Source organism: Pseudomonas sp. JBR1, assembly GCF_028198185.1.
In the GTDB taxonomy this organism is placed as follows: domain Bacteria; phylum Pseudomonadota; class Gammaproteobacteria; order Pseudomonadales; family Pseudomonadaceae; genus Chryseomonas; species Chryseomonas oryzihabitans_E.
This window is the reverse complement of record NZ_CP116340.1, coordinates 1,340,083-1,361,762: the sequence shown is the minus strand read 5'-3', so window position 1 is coordinate 1,361,762 and position 21,680 is coordinate 1,340,083. Positions and strand designations below refer to the sequence as shown.

Sequence of the window (21,680 nt, the reverse complement as noted above, 5' to 3'; positions counted from 1 at the left end):
AGGGGGATCTATTGGATGCCGTGTTGCGTCCAGGCATCCCGCTGAGTGTCATCCTGCCGATCCTTTTCCAGGGGAAAGTCCGCGGGCAGGGTTTCGACATAGAGACTTCGGCTGGAGAGGGCGAAACGCACGCCGATCTTGGCGAAGGCTTCCATCATCTCGATATTGATCGCCTGCTGGATGTCCATGTACACGTTGTAGCTGGCATCCAGCACGATGTAGACGACTTCGAATTCCAGCGAACTGTCACCAAAGGTCAGCAAGTGGGCGCGGTCGAAGCGCGTTTTGTCCTGCCGTTGAATGATCTCCTTCAGGGCCGTGGTGACCTGTTTGATCTGGTTGGGCTGGGAGGCGTAGGTCAGTCCGAACTTGAAGACGATACGGCGCTCTTGCAGCTTCTTGTAATTCTGGATGGTGCTGCCGATCATCTCGGCGTTCGCCATGACGATCTGCTCGCCGCCCAGACTTCTGATCCGGGTGGTCTTGAGGCCTACGTGTTCGACCGTGCCCGCCAGGGAGCCCACGACGATGAAGTCACCGACCTCGAAGGGTTTGTCCACCGCAATGGAGAGGGACGCGAACACATCGCCCAGGATGTTCTGCACGGCCAGGGCGATGGCGATGCCGCCGACGCCAAGGCTGGCGACGAAGGCAGTGATGTTCACCCCGAGGTTGGACAGCATGGCCAGGCCGACCACGGCCCAGAGCAACACCTTGGCCCCCCAGAGCGACAAGGTGGCCAGGGCGCTGCCCTGGTAGACGTCCGCCTGGCTATGCTTGACGAAGTAGTGGTGCACCGCCAAGGCCACCGCCCGGTTGGCCCATAGCCCGACCTGCAGCGCCGCCACCACGAACCAGAGGCTGCTGACCCGGGTCAGCCAGCGTTCGGGCAAGTCCAGTATCCCTACGCCGATCAGAATGGCGGCCAGCAGCAACAGCGTATTGCTGGTGCTGGACAAGACCTGAATGGCGATATGGCTGACATGGGCACCCGGTTTCTCTGCGCGGGACCGCAGGTTTCTCAGGACGAAGCCGATTACGGTTCGGGCGAGGGTGAAGCTGAGCAGGATGGTGCACAGCATGGCGAACCAGTTGGCCAGCGAGATGCCGAGCAGACTGGTCGATAGCATGACGTTGAAAAATCCTAGATCCATAAAGCAGGGGTCTTCTAGCTGATTTAAAAATAATCACGACCAGCCCGGTCAGGCGTTGTCGCGACTCGTTTTATCCAGCGCTCTCTTGGCCAACTGGAACACAGGACGCAGTCCGCCAGTTCGCCGTTCAATCAGGAACCTGCGGATCGCATCAGCCGGGTTTGAGTCCATTGAGCCGGTGCCGTGCCATTTTTTTTCGCTTTTTGGCGCATGCAACCAGTGGCAAAGCAGCCGTGATCAATAGTGAGCGCCTTTGGCCTGGGCGTTCTGGTGGGGGTCCGGACTGGCTAAATAGAAGGGGTCGTCCACCCTCGATAGGGCGGTCCGACACTCGAGCGCAGGGTGATGAGCGCACAGCAGCGCCGGCCGGGATGGCCGTGCGCCGATAGGGAGGAGGTAAGGAAGGCAGCGGAGGTTTCGCCAGCCTGCCAAGGTCACGGCGACCAGGCGGGCTCGCGAATCGATCAGCTGGCGTGGGGGACGTCAGTCCGGATCAGATCCTGGTAAGCCCACGTGGGATCAGTGGCTATAGCCGGTCGGCTTGTGGCGGATGGTCTTGAGCAAGTCTTCCGGACTGATGCTGGCGACCGCCTTGGCGGCGGCCTGGCTGCCGGGCAGCGGCAGGTCGAGGATATGGCCCTTCATCTTGCCCACCACGTGCATCTCGCAGGGCTTGCAGTCGAACTTCAGGGTCAGCACCTCATCACCGTGGACCAGCTGCATCGGCGCGACCTTGGTGCGCACGCCAGTGACGCCCTTGGCCTGCTTGGGGCAGAGGTTGAAGGAGAAGCGCAGGCAGTGCTTGGTGATCATCACCGGCACCTCGCCAGGCTCCTCGTGGGCCTCGTAGGCCGCGTCGATCAGTTGCACGCCATGGCGGTGGTAGAAGTCGCGGGCCTTCTGGTTGTAGACGTTGTAGAGAAACGACAGGTGCGACTCGGGGTACACCGGCGGCGGGCTGGTCTCGGCCTTGCGCCGTCCACGCGGATGGGCGGCGACGCGCGCGGCGGTCAGCTGTTCGATGGCCTCGCGGCGCAGCGCCTTGAGTTGCGAATTGGGTACGAAAAAGGCCTGGGGTGCATCCAGCGTCACGTCCAGGGCATGGTACTCGGTGGTACCCAGCTGGGTCAGCAGGTCGCGCAGGCCGTCCAGCGCCTGTTCCGGCTTGTTGGCCACGCCGAAGGGGCCGTCCAGAGCGACGGTGGCGCTGACGCCTTCCTCACTGGTGGCGGTCAGCTGCAGCCGTTGCTCGCGCAGCTCGACCTGCCAGCGCACACCGATGCGGCGCTCGGCGCTGGTCTTGAGCAGGGCCTGCTGCCAGTTGTGATCGAGGTTGCGTGACAGCGGGTGGTTCGGGCGCAGGCGATACAGCCCTTCCGGCATCTCGTTGGGTTCGACGCGATAGCGGTAGCGCTTCGCACCGTCTTCCTCGAATTCGCTCTTCAGCTCTGCGACATTGGCGCGAAAGCCCACCACCTCGCGCTTGACCAGCACATTGAGGCCGTCGCCGTTGGACAGGGGCTCCTCGGTCACGGCGATGAAGTCGCGCTTGTTGACCTTCTCCACCTGACCCACCGGCAGACCGGTAAAGGTCGGCGAGTCGAAGGCGCCGATGTCCACCTTGCGGTCGGTGACGAAGTAGTCGGTGCTGCCGCGGTGGAAGGTCTTGTCCGGATCGGGCACGAAGAAGTGCGCGGTGCGGCCGCTGGAGGCGCGGGCCAGGTCGGTGCGGTCTTCCAGGATCTCGTCGAGCAGCTGCCGGTAGTAGGCGGTGATGTTCTTCACGTAGCCCATGTCCTTGTAGCGCCCCTCGATCTTGAAGGAGCGCACGCCAGCCTCTACCAGGGCGCGCAGGTTGGCGCTCTGGTTGTTGTCCTTCATCGACAGCAGGTGCTTCTCGAAGGCCACTACCCGGCCCTGGTCATCCTTCAAGGTGTAGGGCAGGCGGCAGGCCTGGGAGCAGTCGCCACGGTTGGCGCTGCGCCCAGTCTGGGCGTGGGAGATGTTGCACTGGCCGGAGAAGGCCACGCACAGGGCGCCATGGATGAAGAATTCGATGGCGGCGTCGGTCTCGGCGGCGATGGCCGAGATCTCCTGCAGATTCAGCTCGCGCGCCAGTACCAGCTGGGAGAAGCCGGCCTGGTCGAGAAACCTGGCCCGTGCCAGGGTGCGGATGTCGGTCTGGGTACTGGCATGCAGCTCGATCGGCGGGATGTCCAGCTCCAGCACGCCCAGGTCCTGCACGATCAGCGCATCCACCCCCGCGTCGTACAGCTGGTGGATCAGCTTGCGGGCCGGCTCCAGCTCGTCGTCATGCAGGATGGTGTTGATGGTGGTGAACACCCGCGCGTGATAGCGCCGGGCGAATTTCACCAGTTCGGCGATTTCGCTGACCTCGTTGCAGGCATTGTGCCGTGCACCAAAGCTCGGCCCGCCGATGTAGATGGCATCGGCCCCATGCAGGATGGCCTCCCGTGCGATACCGACATCGCGGGCAGGGCTGAGCAATTCCAGATGGTGCTTGGGCAGGGACATGGCGGGTCTTCTCGATCAGGCGTGGCACGACAAGGCGCGCATTGTAGCGGGCGAGGGGGAGGAGGGCACCTCTGGGGTGCTGGGTGGTTGATCCTGGAACCTTGGGTGTTCGCCGGTAAAGGTGGCGCCTGGGAGTTATTTCAGTACTGACAAATAGCACAGCCTGCGCCGTGAGCATTCCATAGAGGAATGGTTCTATGTGCCTATTTATCGCTTTTTTCACCTACAAGACCGCCGTACAACGTCCTCTATTCCTGATAAGCATAAAAAACTGGAGGACCCATGAGCGAATCTTTGGCTTCGAAGGCAGCGCCTGGCGCAGCGGAGCGGGCGGTTGGGAAGACCGCGTCCATGACCCGCTATCGCTGGGTGGTGCTGGCGGTCATCGTGGTCGTGTACATGCTCGCGGCGGCCGATCGGGCCAATATCGGCATCGCGTTGCCCTATATCCAGAAGGAGTTCGGTGCGACCAATGCCGAGGTAGGGCTGCTGGTCAGCGCCTTCTTCCTGTTCTATTCCCTTGGCCAGATACCCGCCGGCTTTCTGCTCAGCAAAGTCAGCGTGCGTGTAGTCGCTCCCGCCGCGATCGGGCTCACCTCGGTCGTCACGCTGTTGATAGGTACCTCCCACAGCATCGGCATGCTCAAGCTCTATCGCTCCGCCCTGGGCGTGGCGGAGGCTGCCTTGCCGCTCTCCATGCTGAGTACCATCAATCGCTGGTTTCCGCCGCGGGAGAAGGGCATGGCTACCGGAGCCTTTTTGTCTGCAGCGAAGATGGGGGCGGTCATTGCGCCGCCGGTAGGCGCTGCGCTGATCCTGCTGGATGGCTGGCGGACCATGTTCATCGCCTTCGCCGTTCCTGGGGTACTGCTGGCGCTGTTGTGGTGGTGGCTGGTCCCGAACGATCCGCGGACCTGCAAGCGGGTGAGCGACGCCGAGGCTGAACATATCGAGGATCAGACGACCATGCAGAATGGCGCGGTCCGCATACACAAGGACTTCGGCACCTTCGACCGGGTTCTGCGTTATGAGCGTACGCCCACCCTGGAGACGTCCCGATCCGTCTTCAGATCCTGGAACGTGTGGGGCTGCGGTCTGGGCTATCTGCTCATGACCGGTGTGGTGAACGTGCTGCTGGCCTGGCTTCCCAAATACCTGGGCGAGGTGAAGCACTTCGAGCTGATGCAGGTGGGCTTCGTGGCTGCGCTGCCCTTTGTCGGTGGCGTGCTGGGCAACATTGTCGGCGGCTGGCTATCGGACCGGATCCTGGACCGTCGCCGCAAACCCACGATGATGATCAGCGCCGTCGCCACCTGCCTGATGATGATCGCCTTGGTCTATGCGCCCAACGGCCTGCTCGCGGTCAGTCTGTTGCTCTTCGGTACCGGCTTTCTGCTCAACATCGGCTACTCGTCGTTTTCGGTCTATTCGATGAGTCTGACGACTCGCAAGACCTATCCGGTCGCCGCGTCGGTCGTCAACAGCGCCGGCCAGGCGGGCGGGGCCATGGCGCCGCTGATCACCGGTTTTCTGTTGGACAGCTATAGCTGGACGGCGGTGTTCATCTTCCTCGGTGTCTGCTCCCTGGCGGCCCTGGCCTTCGTGCTGACCATTTCCGAGCCGGCTACCGCGCCCGCCGAAGCCGCTGCTGCCTAGCCTGAAGGGCCTGGTTGCGTCCGCAGCGTGATCGGTCCCACCGACCACGCCACCGTTCCCGTGACGGCAGGGCCGCCAGGCGGTACAGGGCTAACGCTGCAACTGTTTGGTGAAGTCGCAGAGCTGCGTAGCCAAGGTCGCGATCTCGGCCACGAAGGTCGAAGGCCGATCATTGCGATACATCGCCATGTAAGGGACCGGAGGCAGTTCGGGATCGGTCTCGACGATGGCGAGTTTTCCTTCGTCGACCAGCGGCCGGAAGCACTCGCGTGGCAGATAGGTGACGCCCAGGCCCGCCGAGGCCAGTCCAAGCATGGCGGTGAGGCTGTCGGAGGAGAGAATCCTGGGCAGCTCGATGCCCCGTGCATGCAGCCAGCGATTCACGAACAGCCCCGATCCAGACTTCTTGCCCTGCATCAGCATGGGATACCTGGCCAGCTCAGCCAGGCTCACCACCCCTGAACTGCGGACCAGCCCCGGAGCCGCCATCCAGGCATTCTCCACCGTCGCCAGCGGCACGCTGGTGACCTCGGGTGCCGTGAAGGTATCCGGGATCACGATGAGGTCGACCAGGTCGTCCATCAGGCGTTCATGGAGGTTGCGACTCATGTCGACCTCAGGCTCCACGGTAAGCCCGGGAAAATCCTCGACCAGGCGCGTGACCAGCCGAGGTAGCCAGGTCCAGGCGGTGAGCTCCGTGACGCCGAGCCGCAGCCGGCGCGTGGTGACGTGCTTGCCGTCCTTGAGCGAGCTGATGCGCTCGCTCAGATCGAGCATCTCCCGCGCAATGACCAGAAGCTCCTCACCCTCGGCGGTGAAACGGGCACCCCGCTGCGAGCGATCGAACAGCTGCAGGCCGGTGGAGGACTCCAGCTCCTGCACCCGTTTCGAGATGGCCGATTGGGTTGTGTTGAGGTGCTCGGCGGCCCTTTCGAACGTACCCAGGCGTTCGATCCAGTGCAGTGCCAGCAATTGCCGAAGCGTGACCATTAGCATTCCTTTAAGGCATGAATGACCATACCTTAATATCGCTTTTTCTATTTGGCTACAGGCCTATCCTCGACGTAATCCAACAAGAGGAGCCCCCATGACCGTCATCGCTTCCAGTCCAACCGCGCTGGTCGAAGCCTTCGCCCGCACCTCCACCTCGATCATCAGCGATTGTCTCGATCGGCTTCCTGGCGCCCCGTTGCGGCCCTTTCACCGTATCAAAGGCACCATGGCCGGCCTTGCGCTCACCGTCAAAGTACCCGCCGGCGACAACCGCGCCATCCACCAGGCGCTGGAACTCCTCGTGCCTGGTCAGGTGCTGGTGGTCGATGGCGGTGGAGACCTGAGTCGCGCCCTGATGGGAGACATCATGGCGGCTATCGCGGAAAAGCGCGGTGCCGCGGGAGTGGTGGTCGACGGGGCGATTCGCGACCTGGCGACGATCAGCAAAGGCAGCTTTCCCATCTTCGCCCGCGGCGGCTACCACCGTGGCCCCTACAAGAACGGCCCTGGCGAGATCAATGTGCCGGTGAGCATTGGCGACATGATCGTCTCCCCGGGTGACCTCGTCGTGGGCGACCATGACGGCATCGTCGCCTTTCCCATCGCCCAGGCCGCTGAGCTGCTCGATCGGTGCCTGGCGACCGAACGCAAGGAAGCGGACATGCTGGCGCAAATTGCCGCTGGAACCTACCGGGGCGCCTACGCGGCCCATTGATTACGGAATAGCAAATGAAGATAGCGATTATCGGCGCAGGCGAAGTAGGCCTCACCTATGCGAACCCTTGGGTGGCAGCGGGTCACGAGCTCATATTGTGTGATCTCAAGCCGTCACCCAGAGCCCAGGATTTTGCCAAAGAGCATGGCCTGGCCCTCTTCACCTCGATAGAGGAGGCGGTATCCGACTGCGACATCGTCGTCTCTTGCGTCTTCGGTACCGTCTCGCTTCAGGTCGCCGAACAGGCGCTCGCCCCTATGCAGGCGGGTGCGCTGTTCATCGACATGACCACCGCGGATCCGCAGCAGATCAGGCAGGCTGCGGCCATCGCGGCCGAGCGCGCGATACCCTACGTGGACGTGGCGATCCTGGGTGCCATCGCGCTGACACAGGCCAGGACCAATCTGCTGGGCGCGGGCATTGGCCTGGAGCGCGCGGTTGCCCTTTTCGCCGAAGCCGGCGCACCGCTCAAACCGGTCGAGGGGGGCGCTGCAGGCGATGCCGCCGCCTTGAAGATCCTGCGCAGCGTCTTCACCAAGGGGCTGGAGGCCCTGACCATCGAGTGCTTCATGGCGGCGGAAAAGCAGGGCATCACGGAACAGCTCCACGATGCCCTGAGCGACATCGACCAGGCGTCGCTCAGAGACTTCCTCGGCGCCCTGATCAGAACGCATGTCGTGCATGCTCCGCGTCGTCTCAAGGAAGTCGAAGAGGCCGAGCGCCAACTGCGGGTGGCCGAGATGCCGGTCGCGGTGTTGCCGGGGGTCAGGGAGGTGTTCGCGCGCACCTCCGACCAGCTGGCGAAGGAACCTCTCGAAACGGCTTCGCCCACCCTTGACCAGGCCTTCGACTGGCTGTTCAAGGCGAATGGGGTCGTCAGGTAGGGAAGCATTCGACGCAACGCCGAGCGAAGATCGCCCGCTCGGCGCTCTCGCTCACCTAACCGCGCCGCCTGCCGCCGTGCTAACGAACGCCCAAGTTCGTCCAGTAGCCATTTCTTGAACACCTCTGCCGCTTCGTTGCGAGTGCGGCTTTTGGGATAGGCGAGAAAGTGGCCGACGTACTGGATGTCGTGGGTCAGGCTGCGCAGGGGGGCCACCAGGCGGCCTTCCTGCAGTTCCCTTTCAGCCAGAAGCGTGGACTCTAGGACTACCCCCATACCATTGACCGCAGCGGCGATGGCCATGGCGCTGCGGTCGAAGCGCAGGGAGTAGTGATGCACTGGCAGCAGGTGATTGGCTTCGAACCAGCCCTTCCATTGCAGCATCTGCACATCGCACTGGATCAGCGTGTGCTGGTGCAGATCCTGTGGCGTCTTGATGGCCTTGGCCAGCGCGGGGGAGCAAAGGGGGGTGAGATGCTCGACGGCCAGCGGGACGTGTTCGCAGAAGTCCTGGCGGAGTTCGCCGTAGACGATGTCGAGATCGAAATCGTCGTTCTCGAACCGCGCATAGTCCGTGCTCGCGGAGAAGCGCAGATCGATGTGGGGATGCTTCTTCACGAAATCCGGAAGCCTAGGCAAGAGCCACTGCGTCGCGAAGCTGGGGGCGGTGTGCAGGCGGAGCGGGGGCGGTTCGCTCGCCTGGATGAGTGAGAGCCCTCTGTGCATCTCGCCCAGTCCACGCTGAACGTGCTCGAGCAAAAGGCGGCCTTTGCTGGTGATGCGAACCTCGCGTGTGCTGCGCTCGAACAGGACGAGCTCGATGGATTCTTCGAGCTTGCGAATGGAGTGGCTGACCGCACTGGAGGTAATGCCGAGTTCCTGGGAGGCCAGGGCAAAGGATTCGGTTCTGCCGGCAGCCTCGAAGACCTTGAGGGTGGTCAGGGGCACACGCCTGAGCAGGTTGATACGTGAATTGGATTCATCCATTGCTGTTAAAAACTCCTTTGTCCGCCTTGTTTTCCCGATGGTAGCGTGGTTTCCAGGCCGCTCACTGTGCCTTGGATGAATTTGAAGCACCTGTCCTGAGCAGGCCTGCACATCGAGGAATTCATAATGACAATAAATTCCGTGGCCGCTGCTCCGGCGGTGGAACCACTCGACCGCCTGGCCTATCACGCCTGGCGAATCCGCCGCTTTGCCCTGCGCATGGGTGAGGTCCAAGGCCAGGGCTATGTAGGCCAGGCCCTCGGTTGGGCCGATGTCCTGGCCGTCGCCTATTGCCACGCCATGAATCTCGACCCTGGCGATCCCGAGTGGGATGGCCGGGATCGGTTTCTGCTCTCCCATGGCCATTACGCGATAGCGCTCTACGCCGCGCTACTGGAGGCGCAGGTGATTCCCGAGAGCGAGCTGGAGAGCTATGGCGCGGATGACAGTCGGCTGCCGATGTCGGGAATGGCCACCTACACGCCGGGAATGGAGATCTCCGGTGGATCGCTTGGCCAAGGGCTCGCCATCGGTGTGGGCATGGCGCTCGGACTACGGCTCAAGAGCAACCCGGCGTGGGTCTTCAACTCCATGTCCGATGGCGAGCTGGACGAAGGGGCGACCTGGGAGGCCGCGATGTCGGCCGCGCACCACAAGTTGACCAATCTCATCGCATTGGTGGACCTGAACAAGCAGCAGGCCGATGGCGATTCCAACGACATCCTTGGCTTCGAGCCCCTGGTTGATAAATGGCAGGCGTTCGGTTGGCACGTACAGCGCGTGGACGGCAATGACCTGGCCGCCGTGCTCGCGGCGTTCGATACCGCGATGGCGCTACCCGAGCCCAAGCCGCGGGTCATCCTGTTCGACACCCTGATGGGCAAGGGCGTGGACTTTCTCGAAGCCCGGGAGAAGAACCACTTCATCCGCGTCGAGCCCCATGAATGGCAACAGGCGCTCGACGTGCTCGATGGCAACTATCAGCGGGAGGCGCAGTGACATGAGTGTCGACACCTTGAAAAAGCCGCGCCTCACGACCTCGGCCATGATCGCCTCGATTGCCAGTGAAGGGCAGCGTACCGAGGCTGCACCCTTCGGGCAGGCGCTCATCGCGGCGGCCGCGCGGGATTCGCGCATTGTCGGCATGACTGCGGATCTTTCCAAGTACACGGACCTGCATCTCTTCGCCCGGGAGTACCCGGATCGTTACCTGCAGATGGGGATGGCGGAGCAGCTGTTGATGGCCGCGGCCGGCGGCCTGGCGAAGGAAGGCCTGGTGCCGTTCGCCACGACCTATGCCGTGTTCGCCACCCGACGGGCGTATGACTTCATCCATCAGGTCATCGCCGAAGAGAACCTGAACGTCAAGATATGCGCAGCCCTGCCAGGCCTCACCACCGGCTACGGCCCCAGCCATCAGGCCACCGACGACCTCGCGCTGATGCGCGCGATACCCGGTCTGACCGTGGTCGACCCCTGTGATGCCCTGGATACCACCCAGGCGGTCGCCGCCATCGCCGCCCACGACGGGCCGGTCTACATGCGCCTGCTGCGGGGCAAGGTGCCGATGGTCCTGGATCAGTACGACTACCGGTTCGAATTGGGCAAGGCCAAGTTGCTGCGTGACGGACGCGACGTGCTGATCATTTCCAGCGGCATCATGACCATGCGGGCGCTGGAAGTTGCCGACGCCATGGCCGATGGCAGTGCCGACGTCGCGGTGCTGCATGTGCCGACGATAAAGCCGCTGGACGAGGCCACCCTCATCGAGCAATGCCGCCGTAGCGGTCGCCTGGTGGTGGTCGCCGAAAACCACAGCACGGTGGGCGGGCTGAGCGAGGCGGTCGCCCTGACCCTCCTGCGCGCGCGCGTACATCCTGAATTCCGGCAGATCGCCTTGCCTGATCGGTTTCTCGACGCTGGCGCCTTGCCGACGCTGCACGACCGTTACGGTATTTCCACGGCCGCCATGGTCGCCCGCATTCAAGGCTGGTTGGGTTAGGAGGCAGCATGAACGTAGCTTTCGTAGGGTTGGGCGCCATCGGGTTGCCCATGGCGGTACAGATCCAGCGCGCCGGGCACCGAGTCATCGGCATCGAATTGGCAGACGTGTCCCGGGAGCGGGCGGCAGCGGAGGGCTTGGAGGCGGTCGCCGATTGGCGGGCGTTGATCGATGCCGACGTCGTCGTGGTGATGGTGGCGACGCCGGCGCAGTTGGCGTCCCTGGTCAGCCAGTGCGACGGGCTTCGTGCCGGCCAGCACTGGATTGTCATGAGCACCGTGGGGCCGGCATCCGTTCGCGAGCAGGCCAATCGCCTTCAGGCGCAGGGTATCCGTGTCGTGGATGCGCCAGTCACTGGCGGGGTGGCCCGCGCCCTTACCGGAAGCCTGCTGATCTTCGCTTCGGGTTCGGCGGAGGCCGTAGCCCATTGCGAACCCGTCCTGCGGGCGATGGGAGAGGTCAAGAATGCCGGCGTCCAGATGGGCGATGGGCAGGCCATCAAGGTGGTCAACCAGCATCTGTGTTCCGTGCACCTGGTAGCCGCCGCCGAGGCGCTGAGTCTTGCCCAATCCCTGGGGCTTGACCCCGCCCAGGTTCTGGAGCTGGTCGAGAAGGGCGCTGGTGGTTCCTGGATGCTCAGCGACCGGGGCCCGCGCATGCTGGAGGGAACAACTACCCGCGTCACCAGCATGGTGGACATCTTCGTGAAGGACAGCGGCCTGGTCGCCGAGGCCGCCCAGGCCTGTCAGGCCGCGGTGCCCCTGCTCGACACCGCCCATGCCCGTTTCACGGCGGCGGCTGCGGCGGGGCTCGGCCAGCGGGACGACAGTCGCGTCATCGAGACCTGGCGCTAGCCAAGACGGATTACAGCTTCTCGGCTTCACCACCAGAGGCGGATACCCGCCTCATTACAACAACAATAGGTAGCGGAGTTATCCATGCATCCTTCAGATAGCAAGGCCATGCCGGCTCGGGACAATGCCGGAAAAGTCTCTTTCGCCTCCATGATCGGCTCGGCGGTCGAGAGTTACGATTTCTTCATCTACGGAACGGCCGCCGCTGGCTGGTTCGGCAGCGTGTTCTTCCATACGACCGAACCCATCGTCGGCATCCTGGCGGCCTTCGCCACCATGGCGGTCGGCTTCTTCATGCGCCCCCTTGGCGGCTATCTTGCCGGCCACTACGGTGACCGTATCGGGCGCAAGGCCATCCTGCTCTGGTCGCTCATCGCCATGGGCGGCGCCACGGTATTGATCGGCGCCTTGCCGACCTACGAGCAGGCCGGGGTAGTCGCGCCGTTGTTGCTGATCCTGCTCCGGATGATCCAGGGGATCGGCTTCGGTGCCGAGTGGGGCGGGGCGGTGCTGATGGCCTGCGAGCATGCCCCGCCGCAGCGGCGAGGCTTCTTTGGCGCCGTTCCGCAGATCGGCATTCCGCTGGGCCTGTTGATGGCCAATGGCGCCTTCCTCGCATCCGGTGCGCTGTTCGAGGGCGACTGGGTCTGGCGTGCGCCCTTCCTGGCATCGGTGGTGATGGTCGGCGTGGGCATGTACATCCGGATGGGAGTCAGCGAATCACCGGAATTCGAGAAGATGAAGGCGGAAAACACCCTGGTCAAACAGCCGGCGCTCGAGGTGATCCGTAACGACTGGAGAAAGATCCTGCAGATCATCGGCCTGCGGCTCGCCGAAACCGGGGGCTACTACCTGGCGACCAGCTTCATGCTTTCCTACGTCCTGCTGGCGGGCGTCGCGACCAAGGAAAACGTGCTCTGGGGGACCATGATCGGGTCGGCACTCGGCCTACTCAGCCACCTGCTGTTTGGTGCCCTGAGCGATCGGGTCGGGCGCAAGCCGGTGTTCCTGCTGGGATCGCTGTTCACCATTGCATTCGGCATACCCCTGTTCCTGCTGATCAACAGTGGCGTGTTCGTCATGGTCATCGTGGCGGTGGCGCTGTCCCTGCTGCTTAGTCACGATCCGATCTTCGCCGTCGAAGCCAGCTGGTTCACCGAGCAGTTCCCGCCCAATGTGCGTACCTCGGGCATTTCCCTGGGCTACAACGGTGCCTCCATGATCGCGGGCCTGCTGCCGTTCCTCGCGACCGGGCTGTTTGCCGTGGTGGGGTGGATGGGACCCGCGCTGCTGTTCAGCTCGCTCGGGGTGATTTCTACGCTCTGCGCATTGCGGATGCCCGAAACGGCGCCTGCGGTTGCCGGTACCAAGCGCGAGCCCGTCCTGGCGCGGCGGTCCGTCACGCTGGGTTGAGTTCGCTTTCGGTCGTGACCTCGGGCCGGCTGGGCTGACCACCACGACGCCTACGCCCGGCTCAGCTGGCGCTGCCAGGCCATGCAGCGCCTTGGCCCTGCCGTAATGGCAGGGCCAGGGAGGTCATCCCTCGCGGCAGAGCGGTCATACGTTGGTGGTCAGGTCGCCGCTTGAGCAGGCTGACCGAGCAGTTCATCCAGAATACTCAGCCGAAACTGCCGCTGCAGCGTCACCGCATAGAAGCACTCGGCGATCTCCGGCAATTCGGCGTATAGCTGCAGCGCACCACTGCGCAACTCGTCCTGGACCACCACGGCCGGCAGCAGCGCCATGTCGCCGGAGTCGCGGGCGAGCAGGCGCAGCATGGCCATGTCGTCGACCTCGGCGCAGATCAGCGGGCTCAGCCCCTGGCCGCTGCAATAGACCTCGAACTGGCTGCGCACGTCACTGCTGCGACCAGGCACGATCAGCCGCGCCTGTTGCAGGTCGCGGTGCACGTCGAAGGGGCGGGTGTCCTGGCGAGGCGGGCCGATCAGGCACACCGGCTGGCGATGCAGCAGGCGACATTGCCAGGTGCGCTGGCTGTCAGCGCTGACCGCCTGGTTGGTCAGCACCACGTCCAGCTTGTGCAGGGCCAGGCGTTCCAGCAGCGCGTCCACACCGCCAGATTCCAGGGTGAGCACCAGATCCTCACGGCCGAGAAAGGGGCGTAGCAGGTTCTCCTGGAAGTTGCGCGAGAGGGTCGCCACGGCGCCGATGCGCAGTGTCTGATTCGTCTGGCGGGCGTTCTGCAGGGTGTTCTGCAATTCGCTGCCCAAGGCGAAGATGGTTTCGGCATAGTCCAGCACCAGTTGCCCGGCTTCGGTCAGCCGCAGGCTGCGTCCGGAGCGGAGGAACAGGGGATGGCCGAGCTGGTCCTCCAGGACACGGATCTGGGTGGAAAGCGCGGACTGGGAAACGTGCAGTGCCTCGGCGGCGCGGGTGAGGTTGCCTTCCTTGGCCACGGCCCAGAAGTAGTGCAGGTGATGGAAATTGAGTCGGCGCATGGATGGTTCTTCAAAAGTGAACGTTAGGTTCTTATCAATCTATTTTAAATAATTCGTACACATCCCGACACTAGTGGCCTCTGGTGTTCAAGGAGTGTGCACGATGTCTAGCCCGCTGTTTTCCCTGGTGCCGCTATTACCCTGGGTCTATGCCCTGGCGCTGTTACCAGTGGCCCTGGTCACTTCACCTCGCCGCTTCTGGTGGCCCGCCCGGGTGGCGGGTTATCTGGGCTTTTTCCTGGTCCTCGCCGCCTGGCTGCAGGCCGTGTTCGCCGGGCAGCACCACGACCGCCTCGGCCTGGCGATGGCGGGGCTGATCAGTCTGCTGGCGCTGGTGATCATCGAGTATTCCCAGCGCTATCTGGAGGGTGAACCAGGGCAAAGGCGGTATGTGCTTGCGCTGCTTGCCACCCTCGCGGCGGTGGCTACGGTAGTGACCAGCGCCAATCTGTACCTGCTGGTCGGTGCCTGGATCCTGTCCAGTCTGTGCCTGCATCAGTTGCTCACCTTCTACCCCGACCGCCCTCAGGCCGTGGTGGCCGCCCACAAGAAATTTCTCGCCAGCCGCCTGGCCGATGTCTGCCTGCTGCTGGCGACCCTGCTGTTGGTACAGGCGAGCGGTGACAGCCAGATCACGAAGATCCTCGCTGCCGTGACCGCCCAGGTGCAGGCCAACGGTCAGCTCGGCTGGGAATTCCAGGCAGCGGCGCTGCTGCTGGCCCTGGCGGTGATCCTCAAGTCGGCCCAGTTGCCGGTGCATGGCTGGCTGATTCAGGTGATGGAAGCCCCGACGCCGGTATCGGCCTTGCTGCATGCCGGGGTGGTCAACCTGGGTGGCTTCCTGCTGCTGCGCTTCGCGCCGCTGTTTTCCGTCGCCGTGCCGGCGCAGAGCCTGCTGGTGCTGGTGGGGGGACTGACGGCGGTCCTCGCGGCGCTGGTGATGATGACGCGGATCAGCATCAAGGTCCGCCTCGCCTGGTCGACCTGCGCGCAAATGGGGCTGATGCTGCTGGAATGTGGGCTGGGACTGTACGAGCTGGCCCTGGTGCACCTGCTGGCCCACTCGCTGTACAAGGCGCATGCCTTCCTGGCGGCCGGGGATACGGTGGCGCACGCGCGGCAACGGGCGCTGCAGCCGCCAACGCCGGTCCCCGAGTTGGGTGGCCTGGTGCGTGCGCTGCTGCTGGCGGTCCTGGCCCTGATAGGGGTCAAGGGACTCTGGGCCTGGCTGCTACCGGACCTCGCGCTGCCCTGGGTGGCCCTGACGATCCTGGCTATCGGCCTGGCGCCCTGGTGTCTGGGTCGCGGACAGCGGGTCCATGGGCTGCTCATGTTCAGCCTGCTGCTGGGCGCCTACCTGCTCTGGCACCAGGTGGCCGGCTGGCTGCTCGACCAGCGCCTTGCCGAGGCACCGCTGCCATTGAGTGGCTTGGCGATGGGGTTGCTGCTCGGCCTCTACCTGCTGCAAGGCCTGCTTCTGGCCCATCCCCATGGCGCCCTGGCCCGGCGACTCTATCCGCTGGCCTTCGCCGGCTTCTACCTGGATGAACACGTCACCCGTCTGACCTTCCGCCTGTGGCCGGCGCGCACGCCGCAGCCCGTTATGGCACCCTCCGGAGCCCGCCCATGACTGCCTTCGAACCCACGCCCGACCTCGAATACCAGGCCCTGCACGAAGTGGCGCGGCAGGCCTGCGCGCGCATTGCGCCGACCTGGCCGCTGGACCGAATGATTGCGGTCAGCCCGCTATGGGAACGTCGCGATCAGGCCTGGCAGACCGTTGCCGCACAACTCTGGCAGCGCGCCGGTAGCCGCCTCACCCTGAGCGCCGCCGACTATCGCCAGGCCTGGCAAGACGGCCGTATCGCCGAACGCCATCTGCAACAGGCATTGGCCGAACAGGGCGAGTCCTGCAAGCCGGCACGGCTGCTGGAGGCCCTGGATGCCTCCGCAGAGGCCTGTCCGGGATTGCCGCTCCTGGAGGATCTCGCCGAGCCAGGCAGTTCGCTCCCGGGTTGGCCGACCCTGATCACCCAACAGATTGGCCAGAGCTGCGCGGCCTGGTTCGATCACGAGCAAGCGGACTGGCGTCCCGCAAACAGTACCGGACTCTATCAGGCCTGGCACGCCAGCCTGCTGGCCGACCGCGGCCTGACCGTCCTCAGCGCCTGTCGCGACCTGCACCAGCGCATCGCCGAGTTGCCCGCCGAGCCCCGGGCGGTCCTGGAAGCGGCGGTGCAGCGACTGGACCTGGCGGCGAAAGACTGGGCGCCCTGGTTCGATTGCCTGTTGCTGCGTAGCCTAGGTTGGGCGTCGTGGTGTGCTTACCGGCGCTGGCAGGCCAGGCTGGAGGGTGGGGATGACCAGACTTTGCTCGACTTGCTGGCCATCCGCGCTGCCTGGGAATGCCTGGTGGATGATCGTCGGCGCGACGCCGATAGCTGCTGGCAAACCTGGCGCTCGGCCTGGCAGGCCCGGCTGCAGCAACCCCCATCGGCCAACTGGCAGGCGCTGCGGCTGTGGCAGCGCGCCGATGAGCTGGCCTGGCAGGAGCAATTGCAACAGGCCCTGTGCCAGAGCGCCCCGGCAGCCTTGCCCCAGGCACCGCTGGCCAAGCTGTTCTTTTGCATCGACGTGCGCTCCGAACCGCTGAGGCGCGCCCTGGAGCAGGCGTGCCCTGAACTCGAGACGAGCGGCTTCGCCGGTTTCTTCGGCTTGCCCATCGCCTACACCCCCCTGGGCACCAGCGCCACGCGCCCGCAGTTGCCGGGCCTGCTCGCACCGCAGCTGCAGGTCAGCGAGGGCAGTGGCGATGCCGTCCAGGATCGGCAACTGGCCGCTGTGCGTCAGGATCGTCTGGCCCGCCAGGGCGGTTGGCGCCTGTTCGAGCGGCTGCCGGCTTCCACCTTCACCCTGGTCGAGAGTATCGGCCTGGGCTACGCCGGCGCCTTGCTGGGACGGACCTATGGGTTGAGTGAGGGTGTGCCGCAACCAGAGCGCAGCGCCTGGCGCCGCGGCGAATGGCAACGCCTGCACCCCCAGCTGCCTGCCATGGCAGTGCAACAGCAGGTCGATCTGGCGGCACGTATCCTCAAGGGCATGGGACTCAGCGGGCCCATGCCGGCGCTGCTGGTACTGCTCGGACACGGCAGCCAGAGCGCGAACAACCCCCAGGCGGCCGGCCTCGACTGCGGCGCCTGCTGTGGTCAGAGCGGCGAGGTCAATGCCCGTCTGCTGGCACGCCTGCTCAACGACAGCGAGGTCCGCGCGGGACTGCGCGCACGTGGGCTCGACCTGCCGCCGCACTGCCAGGTCCTTGCTGGCCTGCACAACACCACCACCGACGAGGTGCAGGTCTTCGCCCACGAGGAATTGCCCGCCGCCCTGCAGCCCGGCTGGCAGCGTCTGCGAGCGGCACTGGACGTTGCCAGCCGTGAGGTGCGTCGTCAGCGGGCCGCCGCCCTGGGCCTGGCACCGCTGCGTGAGCAGCCGGACAAGCTGCTCGGGCGGCTGCGGCGGCGTGCCCGTGACTGGGCGCAAACCCGGCCCGAATGGGGCCTGGCCGGCAATGCCGCCTTCATCGCCGCGCCGCGTGCCCGCACCCGTGGCGTGGACCTGCAGGGGCGTGCCTTCCTGCATGACTACGACTGGCGGCAGGATGGGGACGGCCGGGTACTGGAGCTGATCATGACGGCGCCCATGGTGGTGGCGCACTGGATCAACCTGCAGTACTTCACCTCGACCACCGACAACCTGCGCTTTGGCAGCGGCAACAAGCTGCTGCACAACGTGGTCGGCGGTCATATCGGGGTGTTCGAGGGCAACGGCGGCGACCTGCGTATCGGTCTGGCCCGCCAGTCGCTGCACGATGGCCAGCAGTGGGTGCATCGCCCGCTACGCCTGCACGTGGTGATCGAGGCGCCCCGTGCGATGATCGACCAGGTGATCGCGGCGCACGCGGTGGTCCGGGATCTGGTGCGCAATGGCTGGTTGTACCTGCTGCGTCTCGATGGAACGCCGGCCTGCCTGGAGCAGCGCACGGCGGGGGGCTGGCAGCCCTTGCCAGAGGCCGGGGTGGGCAGCCAGCCGGCGCACTGAGGCGCTACCGGGACAACAGCTGCTGCATGAGCAGAGGAAAGATCACCTCGCGGGTGAGGGGGGCCAGCGCCAGATCACAGGGCTCCAGCACCGACGCCCACAGCGCCTCCTCGATTTCGGCGGCAGGAATAGCGCGGTCGTCCGGCTTCATCGCCACCTGATACAGGGCGCAATCGACGATGAAGCCGGGTTCGTTGGCGGCGGGTGCCTGGTAGCTGCCGAGAAAGGTTGCAGCGTCCGCGGTGATGACCAGGCCGAGTTCTTCTTCCAGCTCGCGGATCAGGGCCGCCAAAGGGAGCTCACCCTGATCCACCTTGCCTCCGGGTTGCATGAAGGCCGTGGTGCCGCGCTTGCGCACCAACAGCATCTGCTGGCGGTGATTCAGGAGGATGGCGGCGGCGATCTTGAGGGTAGTGGTTAACGTACGGGTACCGGTCGAGAGGGGCGGATCACCCTGCAGCCAGGAGGTCGAAAAGGCAACTGTCGTCGATCCGGCCCTTGCCCCGAGAGGAGGTCGCTTGAGGTGAGTCACAGGTCGAGGGCGTCGAGCAGGACCTTGAAGGGATCACCCCGGGGCCGCACCTTCTCGGGTAAGTCCGCGTCTTGAAACCAGGATTCATCCGCTTCGGGATGGGGGCCGCTCAAGACCACGACGCCGGCTCCGAAGCGATAGCGCGCAGCGGCGATATCGCCGTTGCCATAGGCGCCTATCACGCGAAAACCGGTGCCGGGCGTTTGTGGCAGATAAGGGCCATCCTGGAAAAACAGCCGATTCTTCTTACCACCCCATCGCACCCGCACCACGCTGTCTTCAAGGGAGGTGATCGGAAAGCCTGGACGACCGACCTCCGAATCCAGCTCCTGATCAATCAAGCCAAGATTGGCGGCGTCGGCCAGATAGGCGCCCATGCAGATCCCCAGGTATTGACCGCCACTTGCGACATAGGCGCGTATGGCCTCGATTCTGTCCTTGCCCAAACTGTGCAGGGCCGCCGCTATATCCTGACCGCCACCTGGCTGAACATAGGCCTCATAGCGCGCCAGGTTTGCAATAGAAACATCCAGGCGCTCAGTTGGCCCCAGGAAATCGACCTTATAAGCTGGACCACGTCTTTCTAGGGCACCTTTCACCGCTTCGGCGCAGCCCGCACAGGCGGCAGGTCCGCGATAGACGGCGATCCGTATCAGGTCAGGCGCATCGAGATCGACCAGGCACAGTGCCGCCGATAGGCAGGTCAGCAGGAGAGCCGTCGCAAGGCCGAACACGCGCATAGGCAAGGCTCGTAGCATCCGAGTGGTGAGCGAAGAGGTGAAGGCTGCGTCCACGGCGGCAGATGGCTGCCCCTGTGCGATTGGCCGCGTGCCTGGCAGCACGGCAACGAACGTCGGCTGAACGGTCGGCGTTCGCGGCAGGGACCAGGCCGGGGTCAGAGATCGGTATGCAGCGAATAGCCATTGAACCCTGCGGCAAACAGTATGGCGCCCCAGAGGAAGAAGTCGGTTTGCAGGAGCTCTCGCTTTATCGAGACCAACTTTATTCCGTTGTTCAAGGATATGGTGGGGTCAATAAGCCAGCCGAAAAGGACTGCCGTGACGCCTGCTATCATGGAGATTAAGCCGATGCTTTTTACCAAGTGCCTCACCCCTGAGCTCCTCTTTTGCAAACATACTGCTTGGTGAATTAGCGTTGGACCAAGAGTAACTATCGAGAAAGTAAGCCGTGTAAAACTCTCTGTGCGGCTGTAAATGATTGTTAAATCGATATTGCGCACATGATTCCGAGTTATCTGGTTCCTGGACATTGGCCAGTCCGCCTCACGACTCGGGGCTCCACTCACCACCCAGCGCGCGGAACAGTTCGACCTGGGAGACCATCAGCTGCAGCCTGGTCTCGATGAGGGCGTTGTCGGCCTGATAGAGGCTGCGCTGGCTGTCTAGCAGGTTCAGGTAGCTGTCCAATCCCTGGCGATAGCGGTCGGTGGCAAGCGCCAGGCTGCGTGCGGTCGCCTCGCGCAGGCGTCGCTGGGCGGCGAGCTGGCGCGTCAGGGGACCATTGGCGACGAGCTGATCGGCCACCTCGCGAAAGGCGACCTGGATACTCTTTTCGTAGCGCGCGACATCCTGATCCCGCCGCACCTCTGCCAGCTTCAGGTTGGCGCGGTTACGCCCTCCGTCGAACAGCGGTACCTGAAGCTGGGGTACGAAGCTCCAGACCTTATTGCCCACGCTGAACAGGCCGTCCAGGTCGGAGCTCAGGTAGCCCGCATTGGCCGTCAAGGTGATGCGGGGAAAGAAGGCCGCCCGCGCTGCACCGATGTTGGCGTTGGCGGCGCGCAGGCGATACTCGGCCGCGCGGATATCGGGGCGGCGCTCCAGCAGCTCGGAGGGCAGGCCGGCAGGTATCGGCTGGTCGAGACCCTGACGGGCGAGCGGCAGGGGTGTCGGCAGATCGGTCGGCGGATCTCCACCTAGCAGCAGGCGTAGGGCGTTGTCTGCCTGGGCCCGGTTGCGCTCCAGCGCGGCAAGGTCGGCTTCAGCCAGCTCGACGCTGCTTTGCGCCTGCGCCAGATCCAGCGCCGAACCCAGTCCGGCGGCATGCCGCTGCTCGATGAGGGCGAGTCCGCGTCGGCGACCTTCCAGGGTGCTAAGGCTCACCGTCAGCCGCTCTTCCAGGGCGCACTGGTTCAGATAGGCCGTCGCTACCTCCGCGGTCAGCGACAGCTCCACGGCACGGCGTGTCTCGTCTTGGGCAAGGTATTCGTCCAGCGCCGCATCCCGCAGGTTTCCCAGCCTGCCAAACAGGTCTATTTCGTAGGCATTGGTTCCGAGACCGACACTGTATCGATTACCGGTCTGGAGGGCGGATTTCTCCTCGTCGGATCGAGAGCCTTGGCTCTGCGTACGCTCCCGCGTCCGACTGGCAGTGGCGCTAACTTCCAGCATGAGGTCGGCGCGGCTGATGCGATAACGGGCTCGAGCCTGCTGGATATCCAGCACGACCAGGCGCAGGTCGCGGTTGCCATTCAGGGCTTGGTCCAGCAAGGCACGCAGATGCGGGTCCGCGAATAGTCGCTGACGGTCAGTGGGGATACCAGCGGTGTCGCTGGCCAGCGGATAGCGCGCCGGTATGGGCGCTGGCGGCCGTTCGTGGGGCGGTGCCAGGGAGCAGCCGGCAAGCAGGACGCTCAAGGCCAGGGCGATGCTCTTAGCCATGCTGGCACCGCTTCCAGGCCGCGCGTGCCGCACGAGTAGGCAGGGGCAGAGCGACTGGGACAAAGGTGGTATCGAGGGCCGCAGGCCCCTGATTCAAGGGTGGGCGCAAGCCTGGGTGCTGATGGCGAAAC

16 protein-coding genes and 1 pseudogene are annotated in these 21,680 nt (G+C 64.4%); 9 read left to right on the top strand and 8 right to left on the bottom strand.

Features of this window, described 5'->3' with window-relative positions; genetic code table 11:
* Positions 1-8 precede the first annotated feature (8 nt).
* Together PJ259_RS06470 and PJ259_RS06465 are read right to left on the bottom strand one after the other, a co-directional pair.
* Entirely contained in the window at positions 9-1,154 is a 1,146-nt protein-coding gene (locus tag PJ259_RS06470; protein ID WP_271655182.1) for a mechanosensitive ion channel family protein, read from the bottom strand.
* 519 nt (positions 1,155-1,673) lie between these two features.
* The gene (locus PJ259_RS06465; protein ID WP_271655181.1) at positions 1,674-3,689 is read right to left on the bottom strand and encodes a peptidase U32 family protein; all 2,016 of its coding nucleotides are present in this window, start codon (positions 3,687-3,689) and stop codon (positions 1,674-1,676) included.
* A 351-nt stretch (positions 3,690-4,040) separates the two neighbouring features.
* Between PJ259_RS06465 and PJ259_RS06460 the strand changes: the two genes are divergently transcribed.
* The gene (locus tag PJ259_RS06460) at positions 4,041-5,345 is read left to right on the top strand and encodes an MFS transporter (RefSeq protein WP_271655180.1); all 1,305 of its coding nucleotides are present in this window, start codon (positions 4,041-4,043) and stop codon (positions 5,343-5,345) included.
* 90 nt (positions 5,346-5,435) lie between these two features.
* Here PJ259_RS06460 and PJ259_RS06455 read toward each other — a convergent pair whose 3' ends face one another.
* Positions 5,436-6,335 carry a LysR family transcriptional regulator gene (locus tag PJ259_RS06455; protein WP_059315248.1) on the bottom strand — a complete coding sequence of 300 codons (900 nt, stop codon included), beginning with the start codon at positions 6,333-6,335 and terminating at the stop codon, positions 5,436-5,438.
* A gap of 97 nt (positions 6,336-6,432) precedes the next feature.
* On the opposite strand from PJ259_RS06455, the gene PJ259_RS06450 reads away from it, so the two are divergent.
* Both PJ259_RS06450 and PJ259_RS06445 read left to right on the top strand, forming a co-directional pair.
* Positions 6,433-7,053 carry an RraA family protein gene (locus PJ259_RS06450; protein WP_271655179.1) on the top strand — a complete coding sequence of 207 codons (621 nt, stop codon included), beginning with the start codon at positions 6,433-6,435 and terminating at the stop codon, positions 7,051-7,053.
* Positions 7,054-7,067: 14 nt separating this feature from the next.
* Positions 7,068-7,937: an NAD(P)-binding domain-containing protein gene (locus PJ259_RS06445; RefSeq protein ID WP_271655178.1), complete on the top strand. Its 870-nt coding sequence runs from the start codon at positions 7,068-7,070 to the stop codon at positions 7,935-7,937.
* 152 nt (positions 7,938-8,089) lie between these two features.
* Here PJ259_RS06445 and PJ259_RS06440 read toward each other — a convergent pair.
* A pseudogene (locus tag PJ259_RS06440) lies at positions 8,090-8,923 on the bottom strand (LysR substrate-binding domain-containing protein); the annotation flags it as partial.
* A gap of 126 nt (positions 8,924-9,049) precedes the next feature.
* On the opposite strand from PJ259_RS06440, the gene PJ259_RS06435 reads away from it, so the two are divergent.
* From PJ259_RS06435 to PJ259_RS06420, 4 genes are all read left to right on the top strand, one after another.
* Positions 9,050-9,922 carry a transketolase gene (locus PJ259_RS06435; protein WP_271655177.1) on the top strand — a complete coding sequence of 291 codons (873 nt, stop codon included), beginning with the start codon at positions 9,050-9,052 and terminating at the stop codon, positions 9,920-9,922.
* Between the two features lies 1 nt (position 9,923).
* Positions 9,924-10,925, top strand: coding sequence for a transketolase family protein (locus PJ259_RS06430; RefSeq protein WP_271655176.1), 1,002 nt, complete (start codon positions 9,924-9,926; stop codon positions 10,923-10,925).
* Positions 10,926-10,933: 8 nt separating this feature from the next.
* Positions 10,934-11,779 (top strand): NAD(P)-dependent oxidoreductase, encoded by an 846-nt coding sequence (locus PJ259_RS06425; RefSeq protein WP_271655175.1) that lies wholly within the window; start codon positions 10,934-10,936, stop codon positions 11,777-11,779.
* Positions 11,780-11,863: 84 nt separating this feature from the next.
* Complete coding sequence (locus tag PJ259_RS06420) at positions 11,864-13,192, top strand: MFS transporter (RefSeq protein ID WP_271655174.1); 1,329 nt, start codon at positions 11,864-11,866, stop codon at positions 13,190-13,192.
* A 158-nt stretch (positions 13,193-13,350) separates the two neighbouring features.
* Here the strand turns inward: PJ259_RS06420 and PJ259_RS06415 are convergent, their stop codons facing one another.
* On the bottom strand, positions 13,351-14,238 hold the full coding sequence (locus PJ259_RS06415) for a LysR family transcriptional regulator (protein WP_271655173.1): 888 nt from the start codon (positions 14,236-14,238) through the stop codon (positions 13,351-13,353).
* Between the two features lie 103 nt (positions 14,239-14,341).
* On the opposite strand from PJ259_RS06415, the gene PJ259_RS06410 reads away from it, so the two are divergent.
* The gene (locus tag PJ259_RS06410; protein ID WP_271655172.1) at positions 14,342-15,868 is read left to right on the top strand and encodes an NADH-quinone oxidoreductase subunit L; all 1,527 of its coding nucleotides are present in this window, start codon (positions 14,342-14,344) and stop codon (positions 15,866-15,868) included.
* Positions 15,865-18,336, top strand: coding sequence for a YbcC family protein (locus PJ259_RS06405; protein WP_271655171.1), 2,472 nt, complete (start codon positions 15,865-15,867; stop codon positions 18,334-18,336). The genes PJ259_RS06410 and PJ259_RS06405 overlap by 4 nt, the downstream gene beginning before the upstream one ends.
* Before the next feature lie 4 nt (positions 18,337-18,340).
* Here the strand turns inward: PJ259_RS06405 and PJ259_RS06400 are convergent, their stop codons facing one another.
* From PJ259_RS06400 to PJ259_RS06390, 3 genes are all read right to left on the bottom strand, one after another.
* Positions 18,341-18,796: an NUDIX hydrolase gene (locus PJ259_RS06400; protein ID WP_271655839.1), complete on the bottom strand. Its 456-nt coding sequence runs from the start codon at positions 18,794-18,796 to the stop codon at positions 18,341-18,343.
* A gap of 68 nt (positions 18,797-18,864) precedes the next feature.
* A complete protein-coding gene (locus tag PJ259_RS06395) occupies positions 18,865-19,608 on the bottom strand; it encodes a BPL-N domain-containing protein (protein WP_271655170.1) in 744 nt (247 codons plus the stop codon).
* A gap of 543 nt (positions 19,609-20,151) precedes the next feature.
* Positions 20,152-21,549 (bottom strand): efflux transporter outer membrane subunit, encoded by a 1,398-nt coding sequence (locus PJ259_RS06390; protein WP_271655169.1) that lies wholly within the window; start codon positions 21,547-21,549, stop codon positions 20,152-20,154.
* Positions 21,550-21,680: the final 131 nt, after the last annotated feature.

Coding starts and splice junctions, on each gene's coding strand:
- PJ259_RS06470 (WP_271655182.1), bottom strand. CDS start 1,154: ATGGATCTAGGATTTTTCAACGTCATGCTATCGACCAGTCTGCTCGGC.
- PJ259_RS06465 (WP_271655181.1), bottom strand. CDS start 3,689: ATGTCCCTGCCCAAGCACCATCTGGAATTGCTCAGCCCTGCCCGCGAT.
- PJ259_RS06460 (WP_271655180.1), top strand. CDS start 4,041: ATGACCCGCTATCGCTGGGTGGTGCTGGCGGTCATCGTGGTCGTGTAC.
- PJ259_RS06455 (WP_059315248.1), bottom strand. CDS start 6,335: ATGGTCACGCTTCGGCAATTGCTGGCACTGCACTGGATCGAACGCCTG.
- PJ259_RS06450 (WP_271655179.1), top strand. CDS start 6,433: ATGACCGTCATCGCTTCCAGTCCAACCGCGCTGGTCGAAGCCTTCGCC.
- PJ259_RS06445 (WP_271655178.1), top strand. CDS start 7,068: ATGAAGATAGCGATTATCGGCGCAGGCGAAGTAGGCCTCACCTATGCG.
- PJ259_RS06435 (WP_271655177.1), top strand. CDS start 9,050: ATGACAATAAATTCCGTGGCCGCTGCTCCGGCGGTGGAACCACTCGAC.
- PJ259_RS06430 (WP_271655176.1), top strand. CDS start 9,924: ATGAGTGTCGACACCTTGAAAAAGCCGCGCCTCACGACCTCGGCCATG.
- PJ259_RS06425 (WP_271655175.1), top strand. CDS start 10,934: ATGAACGTAGCTTTCGTAGGGTTGGGCGCCATCGGGTTGCCCATGGCG.
- PJ259_RS06420 (WP_271655174.1), top strand. CDS start 11,864: ATGCATCCTTCAGATAGCAAGGCCATGCCGGCTCGGGACAATGCCGGA.
- PJ259_RS06415 (WP_271655173.1), bottom strand. CDS start 14,238: ATGCGCCGACTCAATTTCCATCACCTGCACTACTTCTGGGCCGTGGCC.
- PJ259_RS06410 (WP_271655172.1), top strand. CDS start 14,342: ATGTCTAGCCCGCTGTTTTCCCTGGTGCCGCTATTACCCTGGGTCTAT.
- PJ259_RS06405 (WP_271655171.1), top strand. CDS start 15,865: ATGACTGCCTTCGAACCCACGCCCGACCTCGAATACCAGGCCCTGCAC.
- PJ259_RS06395 (WP_271655170.1), bottom strand. CDS start 19,608: ATGCGCGTGTTCGGCCTTGCGACGGCTCTCCTGCTGACCTGCCTATCG.
- PJ259_RS06390 (WP_271655169.1), bottom strand. CDS start 21,549: ATGGCTAAGAGCATCGCCCTGGCCTTGAGCGTCCTGCTTGCCGGCTGC.